Consider the following 20,965-nt stretch of genomic DNA (forward strand, 5'->3'; position numbering starts at 1 on the left):
TTTCGGAGCATCACCATGCTACCCATACGACTTGCGGCGGTGTCGGCCGTGGCCGCGCTGCTGCTCTGGCCATCCGCGCACGCCCAGGCGCCAGCCACGCAGCCGGCCCCCCGCGCTGCGACGGCCACGCTGTCCATTCCAGGCCCGGTGCAAGCCGCGCACCGGCAGCTGCATGTGCGCCTGGCGGCCATCGCCAACGCGGGCGGGCGCACCGGCGCTGCGGCTGTCGAGCTCGACCGGATACTGCAACCGCACTTCCGCAAGGAGGAGCAGCTGGCGCTGCCGCTGCTAGGCCTGCTGCCCGGGCTGGCGCAGGGCGCCGCACCGGCGGACCCGGCAGGTGCGCTTGCGCTGGCCGACAAGCTAACGGCCCAAATGCCTGAGATGTTGCGGGAACACCAGGGCATCGCGGCGGCGCTGGGCACGCTGCGTAAGGCCGCGCTGCAAGATGGCAATGCCGATGCGGTCGCGTTTGCTGACCAGCTGGCCGCCCACGCGGCCGAAGAAGAGCAAATACTGTATCCGGCCGCGCAACTGGTCGGCGCTTACTTGCGCACCAGGCGCTAGCGCTGCGGCGGCGATGGCGGTGCATCCGGAAGCAGCAAGCTAACCATGGCCACCGGCACGCAAGCTGCAAGGCCGCCCGTGCGTGTGGTGTTTGGCGGCGACGTGATGCTCGGCCGGACTGTGGCCGCCTGGATCAGGCGTTTCGGCCCGCATTATCCGCTCAAGGGTGTGGCGCGCCAGTTGCGCGATGCCGACCTGGCCGTAGTCAACCTTGAGTGCGCCATCACCGAATCGCTGCAACGCTGGAAGGGTGAACCCAAGGCATTCTATTTCGGCGCGCCGCTGGCGGCCGTCAATGCGCTGTCCGATGCCGGCATCGATCTCGTCAGCCTGGCCAACAACCACATCCTCGATTACGAATTCGAGGGTCTGGCCGATACGCTGTGGCAGTTGCACGCGCAAGGCATCGCCAACGCGGGCGCGGGCGCGGACATCGGCGAGGCGCTCGCCCCGGCCGTTATCGAGCGCAAAGGTTCGCGCTTCGCGATGGTGGCCATGTGCGACCACCAGGCCGACTTTGCCGCCACGCCAGACCGGCCCGGGATGGCGTACATCGACTTTGCCGATGAGTCCGAAGCGCTCGACCTCATCGAGAAAGTGCTTGCACCTGTGCGCAATGCCGGCGCTGACTGGCCGATCTTGTCGCTGCACTGGGGGCCGAACATGGTTCCCGAGCCGTCGCCGCTGTTCCGGCGCATTGCGCACGCCGCCATCGAGATGGGCTGGAAGATCCTGTTCGGGCACAGCGCGCATATTTTCCAGGGGATCGAGTTCTACCGCGGTTGTCCGATCCTGTATGCCGCTGGCGACCTGGTCGATGATTATGCAGTCGATCCCGTGCTGAGGAACGACCACCAGCTTCTGTACGACATGGAGATCGACAACGGCGCCGTGCAAAGGATTTTGCTTCATCCCGTGTTCATCGGCGACTGCCAGGCACGTCCCGCGACTGGCGCGCAGTTTGACTTTATCGCCAGGCGCATCACCGCGCTGAGCGACGCGATGGGGACGAAGGTCAACCGGTTTCATGAGAAATTGTGGATTGACGCGGCGCCCGCGCGGGCGGCATAAAGCGGCTGGCCGGGCGCACCGGCGGCCATAACCTCCATCCCTTTCTTGGTGCTGCACCGCGAAATTGAGCGACCTCAAACCAGCCCAGGGCCGCTGGCCTAATCTGGACCTTCGCATCCACCACCTGCAGAGGTGAACGCTATGAACCCGGTAGACATTGTCCTGTGCCATCCCGTGCGCACGGCCATCGGCGCCTACGGCGGCGTGCTGAAAGACACGCCGGCGCCGACCCTGGGCGCGGCCGTGCTGCGTGAGGTGATCCAGCGCGCCAGCCTGCCCCCTTATACAGTGCAGTCCGTCTTCATGGGTAACGTCATCCAGGCCGGCGTCGGCATGAACCCGGCGCGCCAGGCGGCTATTGCCGCAGGCGTCCCGGTCGAGGTCCCCGCGCTGACCGTCAACCGGGTCTGCGGCTCCGGTGCCCAGGCTATCGTCAGCGCCGCCACCGACATTCGCGCCGGGCTGATCGACTGCGCCCTCGCCGGCGGCATGGAAAACATGGACCGCGCACCCTACCTGCTCCCCGAAGGACGCTGGGGTGCGCGGATGGGCGACGTCACGATGTGCGACGCCATGCTGCGCGACGGCCTGCACGACGCGTTCAGCGGCCAGCATGCTGGCTGGCATACCGAGGACCTGGTCAACAAGCTGGCCATCGCGCGCGAGGAGCAAGACCGCTGGGCCTTGCGTTCGCAACAGCGGTTCGCCCAGGCGCAAGCCGCCGGCCGCTTCGATGCAGAGATCGTCACGCTGGAGCTTGCCTCGCGCAAAGGGCCGGTGAGTTTCAACAAGGACGAGCAAAACCGTCCGGACACAACTGCCGGGATGCTCGCCACACTCAAGCCAGCGTTCCGCAAGGACGGCACCATCACCGCCGGCAATGCCCCTGGCCTGAACTCGGGCGCCGCTGCGATGCTGGTCGCAGGCCGCGGATGGGCTGAGGACAACGGCCTCGAACCCATGGCGCGGCTGGCGGGCTTTGGCATCGCCGCGGTCGAGCCAGGCATGTTCGGGCTTGGCCCGGTGCCTGCCGTGCACCAGGCGCTGGTGCGCGCAGACTGGTCGGCAGCCAGCGTCGAACGTGTCGAGATCAACGAGGCGTTCGCCGCCATCGCGCTCGCTTGCCTGCGGGAGCTCAACTTTCCCGAAGAGATCGTCAACGTGGATGGCGGCGCCGTTGCGCACGGCCACCCGATCGGGGCGACGGGCGCAGTGCTCGTCACCCGGCTCATGCATTCGATGCGGCGCGACGGACTCAGGCGCGGCATCGTCACCCTCTGCATCGGCGGCGGCCAGGGCATTGCGCTGGCGCTTGAGCGCGTCTAGCGGCTTGCCGATGCCTCATCACTCCAGGGACCAGCCATGCCAGTGAGCGAATGCTGCAATGTCGACGTCGTCTGCTGCGACGCCGATACCGCCGTGACGGACGTTGCGGGACTGATGCGCAAGCACCATGTCGGCGACGTCATCGTCACCGAAGATCAGGGTGGCAAGAAGGTGCCTGTTGGCATCGTCACCGACCGCGACATCGTCATCGAGACCATTGCGCTCCAGGTGGACGTTGCCGCCTTCACCGCCGGCGACCTGATGAGCATGCCGCTGGCGACCGTGCCGGACGAGGCCGGCATTGTCGAGACCTTGCGGATGATGCGCAGCCACAAAGTGCGGCGGCTGCCGGTGGTCACCTCGACCGGCGCGCTGTTCGGCATCGTCACCGCCGATGACCTGATCAACCTGCTGGCGATGGAGTTGTCCTTGATGACCGATGCCATCGTCGACCAGCCGCTGCGCGAAGCGCGGCTGCGAAGCTAGGCAGGGCAGGGCGGGCAGCGGGCGCGCAGCGGGGCTGGCGCTGGCGAGCTTGTGTCCTGCGAGGGCTTGGTAACGGGCGAATTTATTGTAGAGTGTCGCTCGGAACTCACTTTCAGCCCGCCCCAATGAAAAAAACAGCCGTCGTCACGATCGTCTCGAACAATTACCTTCACTATGCGCGCACCCTGATGCAGAGCGTGGCGCTCCAGCATCCCGAGGCCGAACGCTACTGCGTGATTGTCGATACCGACATGGCGCCGGGCGCTGCGCTGGCCGATGAATTCACCGCCATCGCCATGCCGGAACTCGGGCTGCCATACGGCGACGATTTCTACTTCCAGTACACCATCCTGGAGCTCAATACCGCCGTCAAGCCATGGGCGCTGGAGCACCTGCTCGATCGTGGGCACAGCGAAGTGCTGTACATCGATCCTGACATCTACCTGTACCGCCCGCTTGAAGACGTGATGCGGCACCTGTCGAGCGGGGCCAGCATCGTCCTCACGCCGCACATGCTGGCCCCGTACGACGACGACCGCAACCCGACCGAAGCGTCGATCCGCATGGCCGGCACCTACAACCTGGGTTTCTGCGCCATCGCCGAGCGTCTCGAAACGCGCGCTTTCCTGCGCTGGTGGCAAGGAAAGCTCGCGCGCGACTGCGTGGTCGACATGCCCAACGGCGTGTTCGTCGACCAAAGCTGGATCGACCTCGTGCCAGGCATGTTCGACAATGTGCGCATCCTGCGCCATCCCGGCTACAACGTGGCGTACTGGAACCTCGCCCAGCGCAGCTTTGCCCAGGGCGAGGGCGGCCTGCTGGTCAACGGCGAGCCGCTGATGTTCTTCCACTACAGCGGCATCGATCCGCAGAACCCGCAGCCGGTGTCGAAGCACCAGGACCGCCATAACCTCGACAGCGTCGGCGCCATTGTGCGCGGCCTGTTCGTCGAATACTGCCAGCGGGTTGTCGCAAACGGCCAGGAAAACTACCGCAAGCTGCCGTATGGGTACGCCACGTTCCGCGACGGTTCGCCTATCCCCGCGCCAGTGCGCGCGGCGTACCGGGTAAGCGGCCAGCTTCGCCTGCTCGCAGCGGGCAAGCCATTCGATCATCCCGCACTGGCGCGAAGCAGCGCGTTCACCGGCCCGGCGCGGCTGACGGGCATCTACAAATACTTCCTCGGCCGTCCTGCGGACGTGGGCGCACTCAGGGATTTCTCGCACCGCTGCACCACGCTGCCAGGCTACCTGCGCACCGCGATCGGCGTTGGCCGTTCGGCCGAAAGCCGCAGGGAGCCGGGCTGGGTGTGGCGCCTGCTGATGTGGCCCGTGGCCGGCATGCGCATGACGCCCACCGCGCACGCGCCGGCAGCCATGCCGGACGCCGCGCCGGCAGGTGAACCTGCACGAGCGAGGGCGCATGAGGCGGCGCCGGCGCCCGACTGCGCGCCCGGCATCAACCTGGTCGGCTACATCGCCGCGGAGCTTGGGATCGGCGAAGCCGCGCGCTCGCTGGCGCGTGCCTGCGCTGCCTCGGGCGTGCCGTATTCGGTGGTCGATGTCGGCTACCAGACCTCGAACCTGCAGCGCGACACCCAGGCACTGGCCAACGCCAGCGCCAGGCGCTACGAAATCGACCTGCTGTACGTGAACGCCGACCAGACCCCGCGCACCGTCGCGCACCTGAAGTCGAAGGGCCTGTCGTCGCGCTACCGTATCGGCTTCTGGCATTGGGAGCAGCCGCAGCTGCCCGACGCCCACCTGGGCGCATTCAGCGAGCTTGACGAAATATGGGTGCCCTCCAATTTCGTGCGCGACGCGGTGGCCGCGGTGTCGCCGCTGCCGGTGGTGGTGATCCCGCACGCCCTGCAGTTCGCGCCCACGCCCGGCATCGCGCGCAGCGCCTTCGGCCTGCCTGACGACAAAACGCTCGCGCTGGTCATGTACGACTTCCACTCCTACCAGCACCGCAAGAACCCGCAGGCCGCCATCGCCGCCTTCCGCATGGCGCAGGCGGGCCGCACCGACTGCGCGCTGGTGGTCAAGACGATCAACGGCAGCCATCATCCCGAAGCCGAGGCCGAGCTGCGCGCCAGCCTGGCCGACCTGCCGGGCACCGTGGTGATCGACGAATTCCTGACGCGCCAGCAGACCTGGGACCTGCAGTCCTGCTGCGACATGCTGGTCTCCCTGCACCGCGCCGAGGGCTTCGGCCTGGCGCCTGCCGAGATGATGTATCTCGGTAAACCGGTGGTCGCGACCGGCTGGTCGGCCAATATGGACTTCATGGATGCCGAAAACTCGATGCCGGTCCATTACACGCTGGCGCCGCTTGCCGAGGCCGTCGGCGCTTACCCCGCCGGCCCGCTGTGGGCCGAAGCGGACGTCGGGCACGCCGCCGAATGCATCCGCCGCCTGCTCGACGATGCTGGCCTGCGCGAAGCGATCGGCCAGCGCGCCGCGCGCGACGTGCGCCGCCAGCTGCACCCGGACACCGTCGGCAAACTGGTGGCCGACAGGCTCAAGGCGCTGGCGCGCTGGTACCCAGCACTTGCCAAGCAGTAAATACTGCCTTTCGGAGAAATTATTCTTTCCGAATGAAAAAGTTGTCTTTTGTTAATCGCCAGTTCGTGAAATAATCGCATGTTTTGTCGCGGTTAAACGGTTAACGAGGGACATCAAGTGTTAGACATGTTTGCATTGGACCGGGACCTCCTGCCATGGGAGGCCGAGCTGCCTTCCGTGCGCGGGGCTGCGCGGGTGCACCTGGCTATCCGGTTGGCGTGGCACCTGCGCCAGCGCGACCCGCAGCGCGCCGCCGCGCTGGCGCGCGAAGCCTCGCCCATGCTCGACATGCTCCCCGACGCCGTCCGCCGCAGCGCCGAAGCGCGCTTCATACTCGTCGAAGGGGAGTCGCGCTGGCTCTCCGGCGAGCTTGAGGCGGCGCGCGCGCTGGCCAACGACGCCCTCGCGCTGTTTGCACAGCATGGCGACGCGGCTGGCCGCGCCGACGCGCGCTGGCTGGGCGCCTGGATCGAATCGGACCTGGGCCATTCCGAAGCCTGCGACGCCGCGCTGGCGGCGGGCGCGCTGGATGCCCGCGAAGCCGGCGACCCTGTGCGCACCGATGTCTTCGACGCGGCGGCCGCGCTGTTCGCCGTGTTCTGCGACCTGCGCCAGGCCCTCGGCCGCTGGGGCAAGCGCTTCGATGCCGACACGGACGCACTGCATCCTGCCGCGAGCGGGTGGATCAACGACTTCCGCGGCATCGCCGCCTTCCACGCCAGTGACTATGGCCGTGCGGTCAGCCTGCTGACCAGGTCCTACCAGGCCGCGATGGAAACCGGCCAGCTGCGCCGCGCCACCAGCATCGCCACCAACATCGGCAATGCCTTCACGGGACTGAACGCGCACCACGCCGCGCTTGAATGGATGCAGCGCGGGCTCGACCTCGCGCGTCCGACCGGCTGGCCGATGTGCATCGGCCTGGGCCTGATGCAAAGCGCCGAAACGCTGCGCCAGCTAGGCCAGCGCGACGCCGCCTGCGAACTGCTGGCCGAGGCGCTGGTAACCCTCGCGCCGCTGCCCAGGTCGCGCGCATATGCGATCACGCTGGAATACCAGGGCGACCTGGCGCTCGACGTGGGCGACTACGAACGCGCGCTGGAAAGCTTCCGCCAGCTGGAAGCACGCGGCGACGCACTGCGCCAGGCCGATTTCCGCAGCGGCGCGCGGCGCGGGCAGGCCCACGCGCTGTCGCACCTGAACCGCCCGCAGGAAGCGCTGGCCGTGGCCGAGGCCGCGCTGGCGCTGGCGCGCGAATACGGCGACGCCAGCAACCAGATTTCCGCGCTGCGGGTGCTGGCCGCGATCCACGCGCGCCATGCGCTGCCCCAGCCAGATGCGATGGCCGCGCCAAGTCCGGCGCTGCACTACCTGCAGCAGGCGCTCGATGTCGCCTCAGGCATCGAAGGCTTTGCCGTGCCCGGCGAACTGCTCGACGCCGTCGCGCGCGAGTATGCGAGCATCGGCGACTACGCCCAGGCCTACGCGGTGGCGCTGCAGGCCAGCGCTGCGCGCGACCAGACCCACAGCCAGGAAGCGACCAACCGCGCCATTGCGATGCAGGTGCAGTACCAGACCGAGCGCGCCGAAACGGAAGGGGAGCACCACCGCGAACTGGCCGCGGCCGAGGCGCAGCGCGCTGAAGTGCTGCTGCAAACCAGCGCAACCCTCGAACACCTGTCCGCCATCGGCCAGGAGATCACTACCCACCTCGACGCCGCCGCCGTATTCCGCGCGCTCGACCGCCATGTGCACGGGCTGCTCGACGCGACCCACTTCTCGATCTTCATGATCGAGCCGGACGGCCGCTCGCTGCGCTGCGCCTTCGGTATCGAAGCGGGCCAGCCGCTGCCGGCGACCCAGCTCGAACTGTCCGACACCCACGCCAACTCGGTACGCTGCGTGCGCGAGCGGCGCGAGATCCTGGTCGAAATCGACGCCCAGGAAACCACTCCGAACCTGATCCCCGGCACGCTGCCGACACTCAGCCTGCTGTTTGCTCCGCTGCTGATCGGCGAGCGCGTGATGGGCGTAATGACGGTGCAGTCACTGGCGCCGCGCGCCTACGGCGAACGTGAACGGCTGATCTTCCGCACGCTGTGCGCCTACGGCGCGATCGCGCTCGACAACGCCGACGCCTACCGCCAGGTTGCCGCCACCTTGAAGGCGCTGCGCACCACGCAGGCGCAGCTGGTCGAAAAGAACCTCGAACTCGAAGAGGCCTACAAGGCGCTGGAAGACGTCAGCCTTACCGACCAGCTGACCGGCCTGCGCAACCGCCGCTTCTTCCTGCAGCACGTCGATGCGGACGTTGGGCTCAGCATGCGCAGCTACGACGAAACCAAGCGCCCGAACATGGCGGACCGCGATTCGCCGCCGCGCGACCTGGTCTTCTTCATGGTGGACATCGACCATTTCAAGGAAGTGAACGACCAGCACGGCCACGCCAGCGGCGACGCGGTGCTGGTGCAGATGCAGGAGCGCCTGCGCGAAGTGTTCCGCGAGTCCGATTACGTAATCCGCTGGGGCGGCGAAGAATTCCTGGTGCTGGCGCGCGCCACTTACCGCGACGATGCGAAGCTGGTGGCCGAGCGGATCCGCAGCGCTGTCGCCAACCGCGACTTCGAGCTTCCCGACGGCACCCGCCTGAAGAAAACCTGTTCGATCGGCTTTGCCTGCTTCCCGTTCCTGCAGTCGCAGCCACGCTTGATGTCGTGGTCCGAGGTGGTCGAACTGGCCGACCAGGGCCTGTACCTGGCCAAGCGCTCCGGCCGCAATGCCTGGGCGGCCATCTACAGCACGCCGCAGGCCAATCCCGACGGCTTGTTCCAGCGCCTGATCCACCATTTCGACGAAGTGCTGGCCGACGGCGAGGTGAAATTGGTGACCAATCTCGAAAGCCCGCTGGTGACAGCCGGGCCGAAGAAACGCCGGCTGGTGATGCCGGCCGAGCTCAAGGCGTAGGGCGGGCCGGCTTTACCTTCCACTTGCCTTCCATGCGGTCGATGCGGATCTCGATGCCGACGATGGCCGCCATCAGCTTGCCGATGTAGTCGGGCGGGGCATCGCTGACGGCCCACGGCGCGCTTTGGCCCGCCTCGTGGCGGCTGGTCAGGCGCTTGAGCAGCGCCGCCAGCCACGCCGGGTCGTCCACCGCGCGCAAGGCGCCGTGCACATGCACCACGGCGTAATCCCAGGTCGGCACGACCCTGCCGCTGACAGCCTTCTCTTCAAACTCCGACGGCGACACATACCTCGCTTCGCCCTGGAACGCGGCCAGTACCCCGGCGCCATCGCGGCGCCATAAGGGATTGGCGCGCGCGACATGGGCGCGCAGGACGCCAAGCGGCGCGTCCGCGGTCGGGGCCGATACTTCAAACGGAATGTGGTCCGCAGACAGGCCGTTGGCCCCGTGCGTGACCACCATGCCGAGCGGATGGGCGGCGATCAGGCCGTGCAGGATGTCGGTGCGGGCCTCTTCATATTTCGCGGGAATGTACATCGTCAGCGCGCCTCTTCCACCACCACATCGGCCCTGATCGAATTGGCGATGTAGCATTTTGCATGCGCTGCGTGGTGGATCGCCGCCAGCTCGGCGGCGTTCGGCGGCGTCAGCGAAAAGGTAATGGCGGGGCGCAGCACGATCTTCGTCATCGCGATGTTCCCTTCATCGTTCTTTTCCAGGTAGCCGACCGCGTGGTCGTGGTAATCGTCGACCACAAATCCGCGCTGCGCCGCGATCGACAGGAAGAACAGCATGTGGCAGCTGGACGCGGCGGCCACCAGCGCTTCTTCCGGATCGACCGCGGCCGGATCGGACATCGGCACCGGCACCGACTGCGGCGACGACGACGCCGGCACGCGCAGGCCGCCGTCGAAAATCCACTCGTGCGCGCGGCTGTAGCGCTGGTCCGCGAACGACTGCCCGCCGCGCTGCCATGCCAGCTTTGCCTCGAACTGCTTCATGCTGTGCTCCTGCTATTGGTCGAAAAGACAGGCTATCGTAACGCCTGATTTGGCTTGCTTAAATGGCCAATAAGCGCGAATATTGAAATACCAATCCACTTTGACCCAGCATGCATAGTTCGGACATCCTCGCGGCACTGCCGCTCGACCGCGGCGCGCCGGAACCGTTGTTTCGCCAGTTGTACGCCGGGGTGCGGGACGCCATTTTGCGCGGCACGCTTGGCCCCGGCATGCAGCTGCCGCCGACGCGCGAGTTCTGCCGCCTGCTCGGCGTCTCGCGCCAGACCGTGCTCAACGCCTATGACCAGCTGACGGCCGAGGGCTACCTGAGCGGCAGCGTCGGGAAGGGTACCTTCGTCAGCGCGCACTTGCCGGTCGCCGCGCGCGACGCTGCGCCCGCCAGTACTGGCCTGCTGCGGCCCTTGTCGGCCCGCGGCGAGGAGTACGCGTGCGCCATGGCCTACGTGCGCTACCACGAGGGAAAGTTGCGCGCCTTCCGCGCCAGCATGCCGGGCATCGACCTGTTCCCCTTCGATACCTGGAGCCGGCTCGAGGCGCGCCGCTGGCGCCGCCCGGACCATCAGCTGGGCTACAGCGACCCCGCCGGATACCTGCCGCTGCGCGAGCTGCTGTGCGTCTACCTGCGCGCCTCGCGCGGGGTCAACTGCTCGCCCGACCAGATAGTGATCACGTCGGGCTCGCAGCAGGCCTTGTTCCTGCTGTCGCAGCTCCTGCTGGCCCCCGGCGATGGTGTATGGATCGAGTCGCCCGGCTACCAGGGCGCGAGCGCGCCGCTGTTCGCCGCGTCGGCCCGGGTGTGCACGGTTCCAGTGGACGCCGAAGGCATGGATGTGGACTACGCGGCGCGCCACTACCCCGATGCGAAGATGGTGCTGGCCACGCCATCGCACCAGCTTCCGCTGGGCGTCACCATGAGTTTGCAGCGCCGCCTTGCGCTGCTGCGCTGGGCCGGGGCGAACAAGGCCTGGATCGTCGAGGACGACTACGACAGCGAGTATCGCTACACAGGCCCGCCGCTGGCCTCGCTGCAAAGCCTGGACCGCACGGGCTGCGCGATCTATGTCGGCACGCTGTCGAAGGTGCTGTTCCCGGGCCTGCGCCTCGGCTACCTGGTGGCGCCGCCCGCGCTGGTCGAGCCGCTGGTGCGCGCCAAGGCAGTCGTCGACCGCCACAGCCCGATCGTTGCGCAGATGGTCATGGCGGACTTCATGGCGGGCGGCCACTTCGGGCGCCACATCAAGCGTACCCGCGATGCGTATGCGGAGCGGCGCGAGGCGCTGCTGTCGGCGATAGCAAGCGAACTTGACGAAGAACTCGCTTGCGGACCATCGGACGCGGGCCTTGACCTGTGCGTGCACTTCCGCCAGCCGCATGACGAAGCCGCAGTGGTGCGCGATGCGCTCGCCAAGGGCGTCGAGCTGCGGCCGCTGTCGTACTACGCCAACCGGGCCGCCACGCACGCATGCGCGGTTGCTCCCGGCCTGCTGCTGGGCTTTTCGGCCATACCTCCCGCGGAGATCAGGCAAGGCGTCAGCGTGCTGGCGTCGGTGCTTCGCAAGACGCGATGATTTATACTCCCGCCATGACTCCGATCCGCTGCACATGGGCCAATATGGCCAACCCCCGCTACGTCCAATACCACGACGAGGAATGGGGCGTGCCCTGCCACGACGAGAACCGGCTGTTCGAAATGCTCAACCTCGAAGGCGCGCAGGCGGGCCTGAGCTGGGAGACCATCCTCAACAAGCGTGAGAACTACCGGCTCGCCTTCGATGGGTGGGATGCCGAAAAAATCGCGTGCTACGGTCCCGATAAAGTGGCCGAGCTGCTGGCCAACGCCGGCATCGTCCGCAACCGCCTGAAGGTGGCAGCGGCGATCACCAATGCGCAGGCCTACCTGCGCCTGCGCGCCGAAGGCAGCTCGCTCGACCAGTACCTGTGGGGCTTCGTCGGCGGAGAGCCGATCGTGAACAGCTTCCCCAACGGCGAGCGTCCGGCAAAAACCGAACTGTCGGACCGCATCTCGAAAGACCTGGCCAAACGGGGCTTCAAGTTCGTCGGCTCGACCATCATTTACGCTTACATGCAGGGCATCGGCATGGTCAACGACCATGACATGGCATGCTTCTGCCGCACGGGGTGACACAGGTGGACCTGGCGCCGCACTGGCGCGGGCGCGACCGCTTCGTCATCCTCGATTCCGCCTGGGGCGCTGGCGAGCGCTTGCGCGCCGTCCTTGCCGCCTGGCGCGCCGACGAACAGCGGCCGCGCCGCCTGCATTACATCGCCATCGCCGACCCCGCGCTGCCGGGGTTCCGGCGCATTCCCCAGCAAGACAGCAACGTCACGCTGGACCTGCTGCATGCGCCGATCGAACAGGCGCTGGCGCAGCTTGATGCACGCGCGGACGCCATCGTCCTGCACGAACTCGAAGGCGCCGGCGTAGCGTTCGTGCGACCCTTGGCCAAGCTGGCGGCGCCGGGCACGGTGCTGTTCTCCGAAGGCCTGGACGGCGAGCAGGAAGAAGCGCTGGCGAAGGCCGGCTTCGCCAGCAGCGCCAACGGGCCGTCGATCTTCGCCAGCCGCAAGCCGTTCGCGCCACGCCCATCGCCCGCCGAGCGCCGCGCCATCGTGGTGGGCGCCGGCGTTGCCGGCAGCGCTGCCTGCGAGCGCCTGTGTGCGCGCGGCTGGCAGGTGACGCTGGTCGAGCGCCATGCGCAGCCGGCGATGGAAGCGTCCGGCAACCTGGCAGGCATCTTCATGCCGCTGCTGTCGCGGGACGACAACATCCCCACGCGCCTGACGCGCGCCGCCTACCTGTTTGCGCTGGACTACTGGAACAACCTGGGCGGGATCGGCCAGGCCATCGATGGCGGCCAGTGCGGCGTGATGCAGTTGGCGCGCGACCCCGCGCACGCCAGGGTACAGCGCGAGATCGCGCAGCAGTGGCGCTATCCCGCCGAATTCGCGCAATGGCTGGAAGCCGCAGAGGCGGGCGCCATGCTTGGCTCTCCAGCGCCCGACGGCGCCTGGCTTTTCCGCCAGGGCGGCTGGGCGCGTCCGGGCAGTGTGTGCGCAGCCATGCTGGCTGCCTGCGGTGACCGGCTGGCCGCGGTATTCAATGCGGGCAGCACCCGCATCGAACGCCGGGACGGCCAGTGGCGGGTCCTCGACGCTGCCGGCGGCGTCATCGCGCAGGCGCCAGTGCTGGTGCTGGCCAATGGCACAAGCGCGACCTCGGTCAGCGAAGCGTCCCAGCTGCCGCTGGCGAAGGTGCGCGGCCAGGTGTCGCACCTGGCGGCGGGCACGCTGCCAGCGCTGCCGTTCGTGCTGTGCCGCGAAGCCTACCTGACGAGCGCGCCGGGGGCAGTCCAGTGCGCCGGCGCGACCTACGACCTGAACGACCCCGACCCGCAGGTGCGCCAGTCGAGCCACGACGAGAACCTGGCCAAGGTGCGTTCGCTGCTTGGCATGGAAGACGCCGCGCGCGGCGCGCCACTGCGCGGGCGCACCGGGTTTCGCTGCGTGGCGCCGGACCGCCTGCCGCTGGTCGGCGCGCTGGCCGACGCAAGGCCGACCGGGCGCGCGGAGCGGCTGCGCGACCTGCCGCGCCATCCGGGCCTGTACGGGCTGCTCGGCTATGCATCGCGCGGCCTGATCTGGGCGCCGCTGGCCGCCGAACTGCTGGCCGCGCAGCTGGAAGGCGAACCGTTGCCATTGGAACGCGCGCTGGCCGAAGCGCTCGACCCCGCCCGTTTCATGCTCGGCCGCGCGCGAAAACACGATATAGTGGCGCCAACCCCAAGCAGAGACGCCGCCGATGAATGACAACCCTGGCTCGAACGAGCTATCCCTGTTCCTCGCATCCACCGCGCATGACATGAAGAATTCCGTCAGCGTCCTGGCTGGAACGCTGGAAAAGCTGCTGGCCGGCGCCTCGCCCGAGACCGAGGCCGCGTATCCGCAAATGGCGCACATGCTGTACCAGACCAAGCGCCTGAACGACAACCTGATCCAGCTGCTGGCCCTGTACAAGCAGGTGGGCAAGCCCGACTATCCATTCGATGTGCAGGCGCTCGAAATCGGCGGTTTCGTCGACCAGGTGATCGCCAGCGTGCGCGTGCTGCTCGATTCGCGCGGCGTCACGCTGGAAACCGATGTCGACCCGGCCCTGATCTGGCACTTCGACGAGGACCTGGTCATCGGCGTGATCGGGCACGCCATCAACAATGCGGTGCACTACACGCTCGACAAGATCCGCTTTGCGATCGGCGTCGTCGACGGCTGCCTGGAGATCCGGGTGGAGGACAATGGCCAGGGCTATCCGCAGTCGATGCTGGACGCGGGCGTGTCGGCGATGAGCGGTATCCACTCGGGCGTCAACTTCCTTACCAACAGCACCGGCCTTGGCCTCTACTTTTCAAGCGAAGTGGCGAAGATGCACAAGCACCGCGAGCGCACCGGCGCAATCAGGCTTGAAAACGGCGGCGCCTACGGCGGCGGGTGCTTTGTACTGAGGTTGCCATGAGCGTCGCCAGCCTCGATGAACGCGCGGTCGACTGGGCCAGCAAGAACTACCTGGTAGTCGATGATTTTGTCGGCATCCGCCAGCTGCTGCGCGAAAGCCTGCGCAACCTGGGCGCGAAGAATATCGACCAGGCCTCGTCCGGCGGCGAGGCGATGGGCATGCTCGCCAAGGTCCGCTACGACGTCGTGCTGTGCGACTTCAACCTCGGCGAAGGCAAGAACGGCCAGCAGGTGCTGGAAGAAGCGCGCGTGCGCAACCTGCTGCTGCCCAGCAGCGTGTGGCTGATGGTGTCGGCCGAGAAGAGCGTCGAATCGGTGATGGGCGCGGCCGAGCACCAGCCCGACGCCTACCTGATCAAGCCGATCACCGAAGGCATGCTGTTGACGCGCCTGAACCGCGTGTGGCACAAGAAGCAGGTGTTCCGCGCGATCGACCAGGCTTACGCCGAGAAGGACTACCTGCGCGCGGCCAGGCTGTGCGACGAGCAGATCGAAGCGAACAAGGTCCACGAAACAGAACTGCTGCGCATGAAGGCCACGCTGATGCTCAAGAGCGGCGAGCCGGAAAAGGCGCGCGAAGCGTTCGAGCGCGTGCTCAAGGAGCGCGAGTACCAGTGGGCGAGGTCGGGCCTGGCGAAGATCCGCATGGCCAATGGCGAGTACGAACAGGCGCGCCAGATTTTCCAGGGCGTGATCGCGGAGAACCGCAACTACATCGATGCCTACGACCAGATGGCGCTCGCGCACCAGCACATGGGCCAGCCCGAGGCGGCCTGCGACGTGCTGGAACGCGCCGCCAAGCTGTCACCCAATTCGGTACAGCGCCAGCGCAGGCTCGGCGACGTGTCGCTCAAGCTGGGCAATATCGGCGTGGCGGAGAAGGCCTTCCGCAAGTGCATCGCGATCGGCGAATACTCGGTGATGAGGTCAGTCGACGCCTACTTCGGCCTGGCGCGCGTGTGCGGCCAGAAGAACGAGACCAAGGAAGCGCTGCAGCTGCTGGCGGCCGCGCGGCGCGATTTTCCGGACGAGGACATCGAGCTGCGCGCGAAGATCACCGAAGGCCTGGTGTACCACGAAAGCGGCGACTTCCGCCGCGCGCGCAAGACCGGCGACGAGCTGGAAGAGATGCTCAATGCCGACCCGGCGCGGCCGGATACGGCCACCTGCATCGAACTGGCGACATTGCTGTTCGCCGTGGGCGTCAAGGATGCGCCGGCCGAGCTGCTGTGCTACGTCATCCGCAACAACCACGACAACATCCTGCTGCTCGACGAGGTGCAGCGGATCTTCGACAAGGCCCGGCTGGGCGAAGAGGGCGAGGCCTTGATCAGGAAGTCGCGCAAGGAGGCGACCGACATGATGAACCAGGGCGTCCTGCTATGGAAGACCGGCAAGCTGGCCGAAGCGGTGGCGTGGATGCGCGACGCCCGCGCGGCGCTGCCGAACAACCTGCGCATCCTGTTCAACTCCGCGCAGATCCTGATCTCGCACATGGACAAGCACGGCTATGACGCGGAGCTGTCGGCCGAGACGTCCGGAGTGCTGCTGCACGTCGATAAAATCCAGCCTGGCCAGCAGCGTTTCGCGCAGCTGATGGAGCAGCTGGCAGCCTTGACGCCGGCGCCGGCCGATCCATCCGAACCGCCGGCCGGGGAAGCCGCGCCAAACTAGGGCTTGGCGGCGCGTGGCTTGCTTGGGTTTTTCCTGGGCGCGGCATCGGCTGCCTTCGCCATCGACTCCACCACCGCCTTGCCCATCTCGGCGCCAGGCATGGCCGCCGCCATTTTTCCCGCAGCCTCCTGGGCGCGCGCCGTCGCTTCGGCCATGGCGTCGGGCGACATCGCGCTGCTGACCGCCTGCTTGAACTGATCCTGCAGCATGTTCCACCATGCGGCCGGATCGGCAAACTGCGGCGCCGCCGCGCCGGCTTCGGCGGGTTGTCCCTCCTTGCCGCCGGCCGGCTGCGCCGCCGCCTTGGCGAACGCGTCGCCCATCGATTTTAGCGCCGCCAGGGTCCCGCGCTGTACTTCCAGCGCCTGGATGGTTCCGCGCACCATCGACGAATTGAGCGCAAGCCAGGCTTCGACCGCCTTCAGGTCGGCGATTTTTTTGTCGAGGTCGTCGACGGAGAGCGTCGGCGCAGCCATGCCAGGCACGCCCATCCCACCCCACAAATTCTTGACGAACTCGAGTGTGTCGGTCACGGCGCCGGCGCCGGACATGTTTGGCATTGGGGAATTTTGCATCGTCTCTCTCCGTCGGGTTGAACCCTTAGCGTAGCAGATTATGCAAGCGCCGCTCAAACGATTCTTGTGCAAAAGCCAAGCGCCATCAGGTGGTGCTCAATAGTGTTCAGCGGAAATTTGCCATGCCGCGTTACACTAGCAATATGACCTTTGCCTTGCCATCATTCCGCTTGCGCCTGCCGTTGCTCCTGGGCGCGACGCTGTTGCTGCATTATGCCGCGATCAGTTGGGTGGGGAAGGGCATCGGGCTGCCGCAGCCAAGGGTCGAGCCGGCAGCAGCGGCGCCAATCGTGGCGCAGCTGCGCGCGCCGCCGCCGCCGGCCCCTGCCGCCGAGGCGAGCCCAAAGCCTGCGCCCCAGCGCAAGATGGCGGCACGGGCGCCGGCGCCCGCGCCGGTGACGGAACCTGTGCCGGCAGAAGCGCCGGTGCTGGAGGAAGCTGCTCCAGCGGCGCAGGAAGCGCCGCCGGCAGTGGCGGCCGACGAAGCACCGGCGGAAGAAAAGCCTGACGAAGCACCCGCCGAAGCGCTGCCGCGGCAGTACAGGGCAGACGTGCCGCCATCGTCCGAACTGGCGCTGGACCTGGAGCGTATTGACGCCAAAGGCACGCTTTGGCACGGGGTGGCCGAAATGTCGTGGCAGGCCAGCGGCGGCAGCTACGCGGTGAAAGTCGACGCCGGCATCAGCATGGTGGTCACGCGGTTCAACCTGCTGTCGATGGGGAGCGAGGGCAGCATCGGCGAGAGCGGCTTTGTGCCGCGGGTGGCGACCGAACAGCGCCGGGGCAGGCCCCAGACGGCTACCCACTTCAATGCCGGGCAGGGCAGCATCACGTTTTCGGCGTCGCAAAATACCGTGCCGCTGGTGCCTGGCGCGCAGGACAAGGCCACGCTGCCGCTGCAGCTTGCGGCAATTGCGCGCGCCGATCCGGCGCAATTCGAGGGCGGCCTCGAAATTACTGTCGGCGAAGAACGCGGCGCAAGCGTTTATAGCTTTGTCGTGCTGGGGCAGGAAGAGATCGAGACCAAACTGGGCAAGCTGCAAACCTGGCGCCTGTCGCGGCCTCCGAAGCCCGGTTCGTACAATTCGCGCCTCGACGTGTGGCTGGCGCCGGACCGGGGATGGTATCCGGTCCGCATCCGCAACACGGAGGCTAATGGCGCAGTGACCACGCAGACGGTTACGCAGATCGTAGTCAGAGATTCGGGAACAGCAAATGCACAATAATGTTTTCAAGACGGCCATGGCGGGAACGGCGCTTGCGCTGGCGATGGCCGCTAGCCATGCGGCGCCGGCGCGCGCCTTCAGCCTGCCGCCCCCGGCGGACCTCAAGTACGCCATCAAGGCTGAACAAAAAGGACTGGCGCTGGACGGCGAGGCGACCGTCAAATGGCGCGCCGGCGATGGTAAATACTCGCTGTCGAGCGAATCGCGCGCGTCCATCCTGGGCAAGATCAACGAGAACCGCAGCGAAGGCCTGGTCGACGAACAGGGCCTGGCGCCGGAAAAATATACCGAGAAGCGCTTCCGCAAGGACCCGTATTCGGTGACGTTCGACCGCGCCGCGCGCGCCATCCACTTCACCGAAGGCAAGCAGGGCTATCCGATCAAGGGCGGCGAGCAGGACCGCGCCTCGGTGCCTTGGCAGCTGTCGGGCATGGCGCGCGGCATGCCGGGCAAGTTCGTCGCCGGGTCCGAGTGGCGCATCGTCGTCGCGGGGCGGCGCGATGCCGAGTCGTGGCTGTTCAAGGTGGCCAAGACCGACAAGCTGCGCACCCAGATGGGGCAGCTCGACGCCGTCCACCTGGTGAAGGCGCCCTCAAGCGGCTCGAAGGACCAGCAGATCGACATCTGGCTGGCGCCGGCGCACGAGTGGTACCCGGTGAAGATACGCTTCAGCGACAACGACGGCGGCGACGTCGTCGAACAAACCATTTCCAAAATTACAAAACGCTGAGCGGCTGCTTTCCCCCTCGGGCGACTGTTGCTTAGGGGGATGGTTTTGGTTCTGGTTGCTCGGGCTTAACTGATATACTGACGCCCCGTGTATGAGTTAAAGAAACGCCCGAAACAATGATGGAATTAACGGCAGGTGCGGCCTCGGCCGCGGAAATACTGACAATCGGGCAAGACGACGCGGATTCGCTGCAGGCGCATTTCCACGCCGGCATCGCCGCCGATGAAATCGAGCAGGTATTCCACCTCAAGCGCGCCCAGCCGACCTTGCAGGCCTTCACGGCGCTGTTCCATGGCGGCTTCGACGGCGTCTTGATCCGCCTGCTGGTGCTGCGCGAACTGGCTTCCGACACCGCGAGCGCCGGCTTTTCGCGCTCCGACATCAACCAGAAGCTCGCCTACCTGATCCCCGAAAGCCTGGAAACCGTGCTGGGGCGCCTGCGCTCGCACGGCCTGCTGGCCTGGGATGCGTCGGCTGCCGTCTACCGCATCACGCCGATGGCGCGCAATGTCCTGTCCGCGCTCGACACCATGCTGTCGATGGGCCAGGCCGATGACGAAGCCGAAATGGGCTTCCTGCTGTCGCAGGTCGCGGGCGCGCAGGCGGTCGGCGGCGTCACCGTCGAACAACTGAAGCACCTGCTCGGCCGCCTGGTCGACCTGACCGAAGAATTCCGCGACGCGATCGCCTCCGGTTCCGAATTCCGCCTGCGTACCTCGCAGGCCAAGTGGCATATGGCTTGCGACTGGGTCGAGAAGGGGTCCGAGATCCTGCGCGCGATCACCTCCGACGAGCGCGCCGATTCGGCCACCCACAAGGCGGCCCAGGCGATCGGCCGCGCCCAGAGCGCGTTGCTGAACATGCAGGGCATGTTCTCGCGCGCGCTCAACCAGATCGAGCGCCAGCGCGTGCACCTCGGCCAGTCCGGCCTGTCGACCACCGACGTCAAGCGCTGGCTGCTGGCGCACGACGACCTGTCGTCGCTGGCCGCGGGCGCGATCGACCGCCCGGTGGTGCCGCTGTTCGGCACCCCGGCCGAGATGATCGACGTCGCCGAAACCGAACTGCTCGCCGAACGCAGCCTTGTGGCCGGCCCGGCCGGCCTGCCGGAAGGCCAGGATGCGCCGCTAACCGTCAACGATGCGCCGGCCATCCAGGTCGAACTCGATGACTGGCTGGCGCGCCTGTCCGACTTTGCCAACCTGGGCAACTTCCCCAGCTTCTCGGAAGAGGGGCCGAAATCGGTGCCGATCCAGGATTCGCTGCTGCCGGCCAGCTTTGCCGTCGCGTCCTACCGCGCCTCGATGCTGCCGCTGCTGGGCGACGCTGCCGAGGCCAGCCTGCAGGGCGCCACCGCGCAGCTGGCGCGCCTGCCCGTGACCTTCACCCCGACCGACGAAATGGTGCAGCTGGACGATCCGCACGTCGCCGCCATCTCGATTGCGACCCTCTCACTCGACCTCGAAAGCGGCCCGCTTGATGAATGACGACTCCCAAATCCTGATTGCGCGCCTGCTGACGCACCAGACCCTGCGCCGCGACGACAAGATGGTCAAGCGCGTGCTGTCGGACGAACAGTTCCGCGCCGAAGTCGACAAGCGCCTGCTCGAATCGGGACTGAAGCTGCTCGATAACGTCTATGCCGACCATGTCACGCTGGCGCTGCACCGCGCGGTGGAACCGAAGATCTTCGGCGCCAAGGACATCTGGCAGAACAATAATTTCGGCCTGACCCGCGACGGCGTGGCGCTGCTGGTGGTGCTGTGGGCGCAGATCATCCTGCCCAAGCGCGAACGCCAGGAGACCCACCAGAGCGCCGACGACGACCAGACCGACCTGTTTGGCAAGGAAAAGCCGATGCCGCGCGCCGAAGATACCTCGATCGGCATCTCGTACACCGCGCTGCTGGCGGACTTCGGCGAAAAGCTGGGCAAGAAGACGCGCATGGACATGAACCTCGGCACGCTGTCGAAGCTGGGCTTCATCGAACGGCGCGGCGACGTGATCCTCGAAGGCCCGCTGCTCGACCTGATGATGGACACCGACGTGCTCAAGGAGCGCATCATCAACGGCGCGCTGGCCGACGTGTTCAAGCGCGCGCCGCTGGCGGTGGCGCCAGCGCGGCGCGCCCCGGCCGGGGAGGTGGCTGTCGAAGAAGCCGCCATCGACGAGCCTGACCCTCACACCGATGCGCCCGACGCCATCGACACCCCAACCTGAGGCTGATCC

Annotated in this window: 18 protein-coding genes; 15 read left to right on the plus strand and 3 right to left on the minus strand. The window is 67.0% G+C overall.

Annotation, left to right across the window (positions count from 1 at the left end):
* Nucleotides 1-15 precede the first annotated feature (15 nt).
* The 6 genes from LMJ30_RS00755 (at nt 16) to LMJ30_RS00780 (ending at nt 8,981) form a co-directional block, all read left to right on the plus strand.
* Nucleotides 16-567 (plus strand): hemerythrin domain-containing protein, encoded by a 552-nt coding sequence (locus tag LMJ30_RS00755; RefSeq protein ID WP_229430422.1) that lies wholly within the window; start codon nt 16-18, stop codon nt 565-567.
* A gap of 45 nt (nt 568-612) precedes the next feature.
* Nucleotides 613-1,638: a CapA family protein gene (locus tag LMJ30_RS00760; protein WP_229430423.1), complete on the plus strand. Its 1,026-nt coding sequence runs from the start codon at nt 613-615 to the stop codon at nt 1,636-1,638.
* Nucleotides 1,639-1,779: 141 nt separating this feature from the next.
* Nucleotides 1,780-2,964, plus strand: a complete 1,185-nt coding sequence (locus tag LMJ30_RS00765; protein ID WP_229430424.1) for an acetyl-CoA C-acyltransferase — start codon at nt 1,780-1,782, stop codon at nt 2,962-2,964.
* Between the two features lie 36 nt (nt 2,965-3,000).
* Nucleotides 3,001-3,450, plus strand: coding sequence for a CBS domain-containing protein (locus LMJ30_RS00770; RefSeq protein ID WP_229430425.1), 450 nt, complete (start codon nt 3,001-3,003; stop codon nt 3,448-3,450).
* 125 nt (nt 3,451-3,575) lie between these two features.
* Nucleotides 3,576-6,017: a glycosyltransferase family 4 protein gene (locus LMJ30_RS00775; RefSeq protein ID WP_229430426.1), complete on the plus strand. Its 2,442-nt coding sequence runs from the start codon at nt 3,576-3,578 to the stop codon at nt 6,015-6,017.
* Between the two features lie 126 nt (nt 6,018-6,143).
* Nucleotides 6,144-8,981 carry a sensor domain-containing diguanylate cyclase gene (locus LMJ30_RS00780; RefSeq protein WP_229430427.1) on the plus strand — a complete coding sequence of 946 codons (2,838 nt, stop codon included), beginning with the start codon at nt 6,144-6,146 and terminating at the stop codon, nt 8,979-8,981.
* Here LMJ30_RS00780 and LMJ30_RS00785 read toward each other — a convergent pair.
* Both LMJ30_RS00785 and LMJ30_RS00790 read right to left on the minus strand, forming a co-directional pair.
* Nucleotides 8,971-9,519: an FMN-binding negative transcriptional regulator gene (locus LMJ30_RS00785; RefSeq protein ID WP_229430428.1), complete on the minus strand. Its 549-nt coding sequence runs from the start codon at nt 9,517-9,519 to the stop codon at nt 8,971-8,973. The two genes, LMJ30_RS00780 and LMJ30_RS00785, sit on opposite strands and share 11 nt — an antisense overlap.
* A 2-nt stretch (nt 9,520-9,521) precedes the next feature.
* Nucleotides 9,522-9,983 (minus strand): OsmC family protein, encoded by a 462-nt coding sequence (locus LMJ30_RS00790; protein WP_229430429.1) that lies wholly within the window; start codon nt 9,981-9,983, stop codon nt 9,522-9,524.
* A 110-nt stretch (nt 9,984-10,093) separates the two neighbouring features.
* On the opposite strand from LMJ30_RS00790, the gene pdxR reads away from it, so the two are divergent.
* Genes pdxR through LMJ30_RS00815 form a run of 5 tightly spaced genes read left to right on the plus strand, consistent with a single transcriptional unit; the run spans nt 10,094 to nt 16,205 of the window.
* Nucleotides 10,094-11,572, plus strand: a complete 1,479-nt coding sequence (gene pdxR, locus LMJ30_RS00795) for a MocR-like pyridoxine biosynthesis transcription factor PdxR (protein WP_229430430.1) — start codon at nt 10,094-10,096, stop codon at nt 11,570-11,572.
* A 14-nt stretch (nt 11,573-11,586) separates the two neighbouring features.
* Nucleotides 11,587-12,147 carry a DNA-3-methyladenine glycosylase I gene (locus LMJ30_RS00800; protein WP_229430540.1) on the plus strand — a complete coding sequence of 187 codons (561 nt, stop codon included), beginning with the start codon at nt 11,587-11,589 and terminating at the stop codon, nt 12,145-12,147.
* Nucleotides 12,126-13,832 carry an FAD-dependent 5-carboxymethylaminomethyl-2-thiouridine(34) oxidoreductase MnmC1 gene (gene mnmC1, locus LMJ30_RS00805; RefSeq protein ID WP_229430431.1) on the plus strand — a complete coding sequence of 569 codons (1,707 nt, stop codon included), beginning with the start codon at nt 12,126-12,128 and terminating at the stop codon, nt 13,830-13,832. Before LMJ30_RS00800 ends, mnmC1 begins: the two co-directional genes overlap by 22 nt.
* Nucleotides 13,825-14,532, plus strand: coding sequence for a sensor histidine kinase (locus LMJ30_RS00810; RefSeq protein WP_229430432.1), 708 nt, complete (start codon nt 13,825-13,827; stop codon nt 14,530-14,532). The genes mnmC1 and LMJ30_RS00810 overlap by 8 nt, the downstream gene beginning before the upstream one ends.
* Nucleotides 14,529-16,205 carry a tetratricopeptide repeat-containing response regulator gene (locus LMJ30_RS00815; RefSeq protein WP_229430433.1) on the plus strand — a complete coding sequence of 559 codons (1,677 nt, stop codon included), beginning with the start codon at nt 14,529-14,531 and terminating at the stop codon, nt 16,203-16,205. The genes LMJ30_RS00810 and LMJ30_RS00815 overlap by 4 nt, the downstream gene beginning before the upstream one ends.
* Here the strand turns inward: LMJ30_RS00815 and LMJ30_RS00820 are convergent.
* Nucleotides 16,202-16,780 carry a PhaM family polyhydroxyalkanoate granule multifunctional regulatory protein gene (locus LMJ30_RS00820; RefSeq protein WP_229430434.1) on the minus strand — a complete coding sequence of 193 codons (579 nt, stop codon included), beginning with the start codon at nt 16,778-16,780 and terminating at the stop codon, nt 16,202-16,204. The genes LMJ30_RS00815 and LMJ30_RS00820 overlap by 4 nt on opposite strands.
* Nucleotides 16,781-16,902: 122 nt before the next feature.
* Between LMJ30_RS00820 and LMJ30_RS00825 the strand changes: the two genes are divergently transcribed.
* The 4 genes from LMJ30_RS00825 (at nt 16,903) to LMJ30_RS00840 (ending at nt 20,956) form a co-directional block, all read left to right on the plus strand.
* Nucleotides 16,903-18,006: a DUF3108 domain-containing protein gene (locus LMJ30_RS00825; protein WP_229430435.1), complete on the plus strand. Its 1,104-nt coding sequence runs from the start codon at nt 16,903-16,905 to the stop codon at nt 18,004-18,006.
* The gene (locus LMJ30_RS00830; RefSeq protein WP_229430436.1) at nt 17,996-18,736 is read left to right on the plus strand and encodes a DUF3108 domain-containing protein; all 741 of its coding nucleotides are present in this window, start codon (nt 17,996-17,998) and stop codon (nt 18,734-18,736) included. The genes LMJ30_RS00825 and LMJ30_RS00830 overlap by 11 nt, the downstream gene beginning before the upstream one ends.
* Nucleotides 18,737-18,852: 116 nt before the next feature.
* Complete coding sequence (locus tag LMJ30_RS00835; protein WP_229430437.1) at nt 18,853-20,223, plus strand: hypothetical protein; 1,371 nt, start codon at nt 18,853-18,855, stop codon at nt 20,221-20,223.
* Complete coding sequence (locus LMJ30_RS00840; protein ID WP_229430438.1) at nt 20,216-20,956, plus strand: hypothetical protein; 741 nt, start codon at nt 20,216-20,218, stop codon at nt 20,954-20,956. Before LMJ30_RS00835 ends, LMJ30_RS00840 begins: the two co-directional genes overlap by 8 nt.
* Nucleotides 20,957-20,965 lie beyond the last annotated feature (9 nt).

This window comes from Massilia agrisoli, from assembly GCF_020831365.1.
GTDB classification, from domain to species: domain Bacteria; phylum Pseudomonadota; class Gammaproteobacteria; order Burkholderiales; family Burkholderiaceae_D; genus Telluria_A; species Telluria_A agrisoli.